This is a genomic window from Nonomuraea rhizosphaerae (genome assembly GCF_019396405.1).
GTDB classification, from domain to species: domain Bacteria; phylum Actinomycetota; class Actinomycetes; order Streptosporangiales; family Streptosporangiaceae; genus Nonomuraea; species Nonomuraea rhizosphaerae.
The window spans coordinates 1-6,319 of record NZ_JAHKRL010000486.1 but is presented as its reverse complement, the minus strand read 5'-3'; the positions used below and the strand labels follow the sequence as shown (position 1 = coordinate 6,319).

The following is a 6,319-nucleotide window of genomic DNA, read 5'->3' as shown; positions in this document are numbered from 1 at the left end:
GGCGGTGCCCAGCACGACCACCTCCTCGACGGCGTCCAGCACCAGCTCCCGCGCGGGCCCGGACACGGCGACGACCGGCGCGCGCCCGATGCGCGGCGGGCCGGGCGCGGGCTGTGCGGGGTCGGAGGCGGCGGGTGCGGGTGCAGGGCCGGCGAGTGCGGGGCCGGGCGCGGCGTGCGGCGGCCAGTGGGCGTTGCGCGACGCCCGCTCGAAGGCGGCCTCGATCCGCTCCCTCGCCGGCTCCGGGACGCCCGCCATCAGGTGACATCCCGGCGCCCGCGCGTGCTCCCCCAGCCAGGTGAGCCAGTCGGGACGCGGCTGGAAGTGCGCCCACCAGAACCGCCACCGCCCCGCCCCGGGCGCCACCCGGTAGTGCTGCGGCGCGTCCGCCCCCAGCACCACCAGGTCCCCCGGCCCGGCCGTGAACGACACCCCCGCCTGCTCCACCAGCCCGGCCCCGGCCTGCGTCCACATCAGCAGCCAGCTCGGCGACCCGGACGGACGGCGCGTCGCGTACCCCGGCCGGTTGTCGTAGTGGCCCACGATCGTCAGCTCCGCAGCAGGAACAGACATGTCCTCAGCGGTCACAGGCATACCTTTCACCGGTCCGGCTCCTTAGCGTGAAGGGTATGAGGCTCACAGATTTCCACGACCGAGGGTTCGTCCTGATCCCCGGGCTCCTGGCCGCCGAGGAGGTGACGGAGCTGCGGGAGGAGTTCATGGCGCTGCACGCCCGGGGCCCGATACCTGGCCACTTCGCGCCCAAGCCGCAGGATCCCGGCCTGCCGTACGACATCCTGCGCGACTACCCGCGCGTCATGCACCCCCACCAGGTGAACGACGTCGCCCTGCGCTACCTCCTCGACGCCCGTATCGCCGCCGTGCTGCGCGAGTTGCTCGGTGAGGAGCCGATAGCAGCCCAGAGCATGTTCTACTTCAAGCCGCCCGGCGCTCGCGGGCAGGCGCTGCACCAGGACAACTTCTACCTGAAGGTCGAGCCGGGCACCTGCGTCGCCGCCTGGGTGGCCCTGGACCCCGTCGACCGCGCCAACGGCGGGCTGGAGGTGGTGCCCGGGACGCACCTGATGGACCTGTTCTGCCCGGAGGAGGCGGACAGCGACGTCTCCTTCACCACGGAGTACGTCCCGCCGCCGCCCGGCCTGGAGCGGGTGCCCGTGGACATGTCACCCGGGGACGTCCTGTTCTTCAACGGCAGCCTGGTGCACGGCTCGGAGCCGAACTCGACGCCCGACCGCTTCAGGCGCAGCTTCATCTGCCACTACGCGGGCCGCTCGGCCGAGCGCATCGCCGCGTACTACCCGACGCTGACGATGTCCGGCGAGCCGGTGCGCCTGGCGCCCGCCACGGGCGGCGGCCCCTGCGGCACCGAGGCCACCGGCCCGCACTGACGGACCCGCACTGACGGGCCCACACTGACAGGCCCACACTGACAGGCCCGCCCGCACCGCCTCGACCCGCACCGCCTCGATCCGCGCTGACCGGTCCGCGCGGATCAGCTCCCACTGACGCGGTCAGCCTCCGGAGATGTCCGACTCGGCGTCGGCCGGCACGTCGCAGTCCCACGGGTCGTCCAGCCAGCCGTCCGGGAGCTGCACCTTGCCCCGCTCCCCCGACTTCCCGCGCGGCGTGTCGGTGTTGGGCGGCCACGGCTGGCCGGCGTCCAGCTTGGCGAGGCTCTCGCGCAGCCCGTCCAGCGAGTCGGCGGTGGCCAGCTCGCGGCGCAGCTCCCCGCCCACCGAGAACCCCTTGAGGTACCAGCCGACGTGCTTGCGGAAGTCGGCGATCGCGTACCGCTCGATGTCGAAGCACGAGGTGAGCCCCTCGGCGTGCCTGGCCATCATCGCGGCCACCTCGCCGAGGCCCGGCCGCACCCGCTCGGGGCTGCCGTTGAAGGCGTTCTCCAGGTCCCGGAACAGCCATGGCCGCCCCAGGCAGCCCCGCCCGACCACCACGCCGTCGCACCCGGTCTCGGCCACCATGCGCAGCGCGTCGTCGGCGCACCAGATGTCGCCGTTGCCGAGCACCGGGATCTCCGTCACCGCCTCCTTCAGCCGGGCGATCGCCGACCAGTCGGCGACGCCGCCGTAGTGCTGTTTCGCCGTGCGGGCGTGCAGGGCGACCGCCGCCGCCCCCTCCTCGGCCGCGATGCGCCCGGCGTCGAGGTAGGTGAGGTGGTCGTCGTCGATGCCCTTGCGCATCTTGATCGTGACGGGCAGCGGGCCCGCGTTCGCGACCGCCTCGCGCAGGATCCGGCGCAGCAGGTTGCGCTTGTACGGCACCGCCGAGCCGCCGCCGCGCCTGGTGACCTTGGGCACCGGGCAGCCGAAGTTGAGGTCGACGTGGTCGGCCAGGTCCTCTTCGGCGATCATCCTGACCGCGCGGCCCACCGTGGCCGGGTCCACCCCGTACAGCTGGATGCTCCTGGGCCGCTCCGACTCCGCGAACCTGATCATCCGCATCGTCTTGGGGTTGCGCTCCACGAGCGCCCGTGTCGTGATCATCTCGCAGACGAACAATCCGGCGCCCTGCTCGCGGCAGAGCACCCTGTACGACGCGTTCGTGATGCCCGCCATCGGCGCGAGCACCACCGGCGGCCATACTCCTATCGGCCCAATCTTCACCCCGTCAGTTGTAGCGCAGGTCCGGTCGTGACCGGTATTCGCGGATAGGCTGTGAACTGGCATCTAGTGGGGAGGGGGACGGATGCTTCTGCGCGTGCGCGTCGCTCTGCCCGACCGTCCGGGGTCGCTGGCCCAGATCACCAGGGTCCTCGGCACCGCCGGGGCGGACATCACCCAGTTCACCGTCCTCGACCGGGGGGCGGGCCGCGCCGTCGACGACATCACCGTCTTCTGCCCGGAAGGCACCCCCAAGCAGGTTCTCCTCAAGAGCCTCACCAGCGTCGAGGACGTGACGGTCGAGGGCATCTGGACCACCCGCGAGGCTCCCGGGACCTATCCGGAGCTGGAGATCCTCAAGTACATCACCACGGCCGGCGACAGGGCGCTGACCACCCTGATCGACTCCCTGCCGGTCCTGTTCAGCGCCGACTGGGCGGCCACCGCCACCGCCGACGCCGGTCCCGAGCGCGGTGTCGTGTACGCGAGCTGGCGCGCGCCCCGGGAGGTGCGGCTGCCGGACGACGTCCCGCCCCGGCCCACCGCCCTCACCCTCGACGGCGACCTGCACGTCATCCACGCGCCGCTCCCGCCGCTCGCCCTCACGCTCCTGCTGGCCCGCTCGGACGGGCCCGCGTTCCACCGCATCGAGGTCCACCGCCTCTCCCGCATCCTGGAGATCTTCCTCAGCCTGCCGGCGACGGAGCGCAGCGTGGCCCGCCAGCTGCGTAAGTGACGGCACGAGCGCGCGGCCCGGGGTGTCCCGGTTTACCCGGAAGCATCCGCTCGGAAAACCCGCTAGAGTTATGGGGCAACAACAACGCGGAAGTGGCTCAGTGGTAGAGCATCACCTTGCCAAGGTGAGGGTCGCGGGTTCGAATCCCGTCTTCCGCTCGGCGGGCGACTCGGTGGAGTGGCCGAGAGGCGAGGCAGCGGCCTGCAAAGCCGTCCACACGGGTTCAAATCCCGTCTCCACCTCCAAGGACGATTAGCTCAGCGGGAGAGCGCTTCCCTGACACGGAAGAGGTCACTGGTTCAATCCCAGTATCGTCCACTCACCCCCTCCCAGGGGTTTCCTTCCGGGCGCCGCGATCTCCGGCGCGTTTTCCGCAGCTCAAGCAGTGCCCACTCCTGCCGTGAATCGACTACTGTCCGTATGCGTAAAGGGACTCTCCGCAAAGGGTCCGGGCACGCAAAAGAGGGACAGCATGAGCGACACCACCGCCTTCCGGTACGGCCGCACGTTCGACCTGTTCGACGCCAACGACAACGGAGTGATCGGCCAGGACGACATCGCGGCACTGGCCGCCGGCATCACCCGGGCCGGCAACCTGCCCGCCGACTCCGCAAAGGGTCAGGCGATCCAGGCCGCCTACCAGCGCTTCTGGCAGGTCCTCAGCCGGCACGCCGACACCGACTCCGACGGCAACGTCACCCGCGAGGAGTTCGTCAACGCGATGGACAACGGGATGAGCAGCGGGGCAAGCTTCGACGAGAGCATCACCGACGCGTGCTCCGCGGAGTTCGCGGTGATCGACGCCAACGACGACGGGCGGATCGACCAGGCGGAGCTGCGGGTGTTCCTGGAGAGCGCCGGCCTCTCGCCGGAGGAGGCCCGCCGGACCGCGGCGGACATGGACACCGACGGCGACGACGTCATCTCCCGCGAGGAGTACCTGGCGGCATGGCGCGCGTACTACCTCGAAGGAACCCTCGAGACCGAGACCTTCCTTGGCGGGGCCGCCTGACCACGGCCGCCCAGGTCACGCCCACCCAGGTCACGCCCGTCCAGGTCACGCCCGTCCAGGTCACGCCCGTCCGGTCACGGCGTCCAGGTCACGCCCGCTCAGGTAACGGTCGTCCAGGCCGGGCCGTTCACCGGCTGCCCGCCGGTCGCAGCAGCTCCCGTACCTCCGCCAGCAGGTCCACCTGGGCCCGCCAGTCGCCGCCCGAGATCCCGATGATCGCGTGGGTCGCGCCGGCGTCGCGGTAGGCGGCGAGGCGTTCGGCGGCCTGCTCGGGGTGGCCGGTGAGCGGGATGCCGATCACGTCGTCGAGCGGGCGGCCGTACGCGGCGCTGATGCCCGAGGCGATCCGCTCCCTGGACGGCACCCCCGGACCGGACCCGAGAGCGCCCGCCCCGCCGACGGCGATCACCGGGGCGGGCCTGCCGTGGCCGGCGGCCAGGTCCGCGAGCCGTTCCCTGCCGTCGGCGACCTCGGCGGGCGAGATCAGGGACGGGAACCAGCCGTCACCCAGCCGCGCCGCCCGCCGGATCGCCGCGTCCGAGGCGTTGCCGACCCACACGGGCGGCATCGGGACGGCGGGCGCGAGCGAGACCACCGGGCCGAGCGAACCCGCCGGGGCGAGCGAACCCGCCGGGCCAAGTGACCCCACCGACGTGGGCGAACCCACCGACGTAGGGGAGCCCACCTGCTCCCCCGGCGCGTCCGGCAGCCGGGTCTCCTCCCCCGCCAGCAGGCCGGGCAGCAGTTCGAGCGCGGTGTCGGTGCGGCGTCCGCGCTCTCCGTACGGCACCCCCGCCGCCGCCCACTGGCCGGGCCCGCCGCCGGAGCCGACGCCCAGCACCAGGCGGTTGCCCGACAGGTACTGCACGGTAGCGACCTGCTTGGCGACCCACACGAGGGGACGCAGCGCGGGGACGAGGACACTCGCGCCGACCCGGATCCGCTCGGTGGCCGCGGCGGCGGTGGCCAGCGCGATGGGCGCGTCCAGGACCGGCCCGCCGACGGCCAGGTGGTCGCCGTGCCACACGCCGTCCAGCCCCGCGGCCTCGGCGTGCCGGGCGGCCTGCCGCAGGTCGATCCCGTCCCTCTGCTGGACGCCGATGCCGGGCAGGATCACGCCTATCTCGAAGAGCTCCATGACGGCAAGCCTGCAATCTCAACCGCGCTTCAGGTCAACCGGCGCACGGAACGGCCTCAGGTCCGGGAAGCGGTCTCAGGCCCGGCTCGATGGCACGGGATGGAACGCCCTTCAGTTCGGGGGCCACGTCGTGACGAGAGGCGAATGAGTCCATGGCGAAACTGGACATCACCAACGTACCGAGAGAGCTCGACCAACTGATCAAGGCGTCCCCGAACCGCCGGCGCCGCCACATCCTGGAGAACGTGCGCCGCCACTACCTGCTGGAGCTGACCGGGCGTACCGAGCAGATCCTCCGCCCCGACATGACGGTGGAGAACCCGGTGTACTACCTCAACCTCGACGGCGCGAGCCGGACGTTGCGCGGGCGGGAGGAGGTGAGGGCGTTCTACAAGGAAGTGGAGGGCGTGGTCTTCGCCTGCACGGAGACCGCGCACGCCGTCTCCGACTCCGGCTACTGGTTCGAGTCGTGGTTCAACTTCTACCTGCCCGGCTCCGCGCTCGGGCTCGACAGCGCCACCTGGCACCTGAAGCGCCAGTGGATCACCATGCGGTGGCCGTACGACGAGCGCGGGCTGCTCGTCGGGGAGCGCCTCTACGAGCACGCCGACCTCGGCGAGGTGGTCGAGATCGACCCGGCCGAGGTGGTCAGCTTCGAGGAGGCGCGCAGGGTGCTGGACCCGCTGATCCGCCCGCTGCCGACCTACTCCGGCCTCTGATCGCCGACCTCTGATCGCCGGCGGCTGATCTCCGGCGGCACCGGACCGGTCACGGGGACGTGATCGGTCCGGTGC

At 71.9% G+C, this 6,319-nt stretch carries 7 protein-coding genes and 3 tRNA genes; 7 read left to right on the top strand and 3 right to left on the bottom strand.

Annotated elements, in window-relative coordinates:
* On the bottom strand, positions 1 to 588 hold a 588-nt coding region (locus tag KME77_RS25310; protein ID WP_219471439.1), incomplete at its 3' end, for an AraC family ligand binding domain-containing protein.
* 41 nt (positions 589 to 629) lie between these two features.
* On the opposite strand from KME77_RS25310, the gene KME77_RS25305 reads away from it, so the two are divergent.
* Positions 630 to 1,409: a phytanoyl-CoA dioxygenase family protein gene (locus tag KME77_RS25305; RefSeq protein ID WP_219471438.1), complete on the top strand. Its 780-nt coding sequence runs from the start codon at positions 630 to 632 to the stop codon at positions 1,407 to 1,409.
* A 123-nt stretch (positions 1,410 to 1,532) separates the two neighbouring features.
* Here KME77_RS25305 and dusB read toward each other — a convergent pair whose 3' ends face one another.
* Positions 1,533 to 2,642, bottom strand: coding sequence for a tRNA dihydrouridine synthase DusB (gene dusB, locus KME77_RS25300; protein WP_308250893.1), 1,110 nt, complete (start codon positions 2,640 to 2,642; stop codon positions 1,533 to 1,535).
* Between the two features lie 94 nt (positions 2,643 to 2,736).
* Here dusB and KME77_RS25295 point away from each other — a divergent pair, with 94 nt between their 5' ends.
* The 5 genes from KME77_RS25295 (at position 2,737) to KME77_RS25275 (ending at position 4,387) form a co-directional block, all read left to right on the top strand.
* Entirely contained in the window at positions 2,737 to 3,375 is a 639-nt protein-coding gene (locus KME77_RS25295) for an ACT domain-containing protein (RefSeq protein ID WP_219471436.1), read from the top strand.
* 86 nt (positions 3,376 to 3,461) lie between these two features.
* Positions 3,462 to 3,533, top strand: a tRNA-Gly gene (locus KME77_RS25290).
* Between the two features lie 13 nt (positions 3,534 to 3,546).
* Positions 3,547 to 3,620, top strand: a tRNA-Cys gene (locus KME77_RS25285).
* Position 3,621: 1 nt separating this feature from the next.
* Positions 3,622 to 3,693: transfer RNA gene (locus KME77_RS25280), tRNA-Val, on the top strand.
* A 154-nt stretch (positions 3,694 to 3,847) separates the two neighbouring features.
* Positions 3,848 to 4,387: an EF-hand domain-containing protein gene (locus KME77_RS25275; protein ID WP_219471435.1), complete on the top strand. Its 540-nt coding sequence runs from the start codon at positions 3,848 to 3,850 to the stop codon at positions 4,385 to 4,387.
* Between the two features lie 127 nt (positions 4,388 to 4,514).
* On the opposite strand, the gene KME77_RS25270 is transcribed toward KME77_RS25275, so the two are convergent.
* Entirely contained in the window at positions 4,515 to 5,525 is a 1,011-nt protein-coding gene (locus tag KME77_RS25270; protein ID WP_219471434.1) for an LLM class flavin-dependent oxidoreductase, read from the bottom strand.
* Positions 5,526 to 5,677: 152 nt separating this feature from the next.
* Here KME77_RS25270 and KME77_RS25265 point away from each other — a divergent pair, with 152 nt between their 5' ends.
* Positions 5,678 to 6,244: a hypothetical protein gene (locus KME77_RS25265; protein WP_219471433.1), complete on the top strand. Its 567-nt coding sequence runs from the start codon at positions 5,678 to 5,680 to the stop codon at positions 6,242 to 6,244.
* Positions 6,245 to 6,319: the final 75 nt, after the last annotated feature.

Bases quoted from the DNA above. Each gene is read 5' to 3' on its own strand.
- KME77_RS25305 (WP_219471438.1), top strand. From the start codon at position 630: ATGAGGCTCACAGATTTCCACGACCGAGGGTTCGTCCTGATCCCCGGG.
- KME77_RS25275 (WP_219471435.1), top strand. From the start codon at position 3,848: ATGAGCGACACCACCGCCTTCCGGTACGGCCGCACGTTCGACCTGTTC.
- KME77_RS25270 (WP_219471434.1), bottom strand. From the start codon at position 5,525: ATGGAGCTCTTCGAGATAGGCGTGATCCTGCCCGGCATCGGCGTCCAG.
- KME77_RS25265 (WP_219471433.1), top strand. From the start codon at position 5,678: ATGGCGAAACTGGACATCACCAACGTACCGAGAGAGCTCGACCAACTG.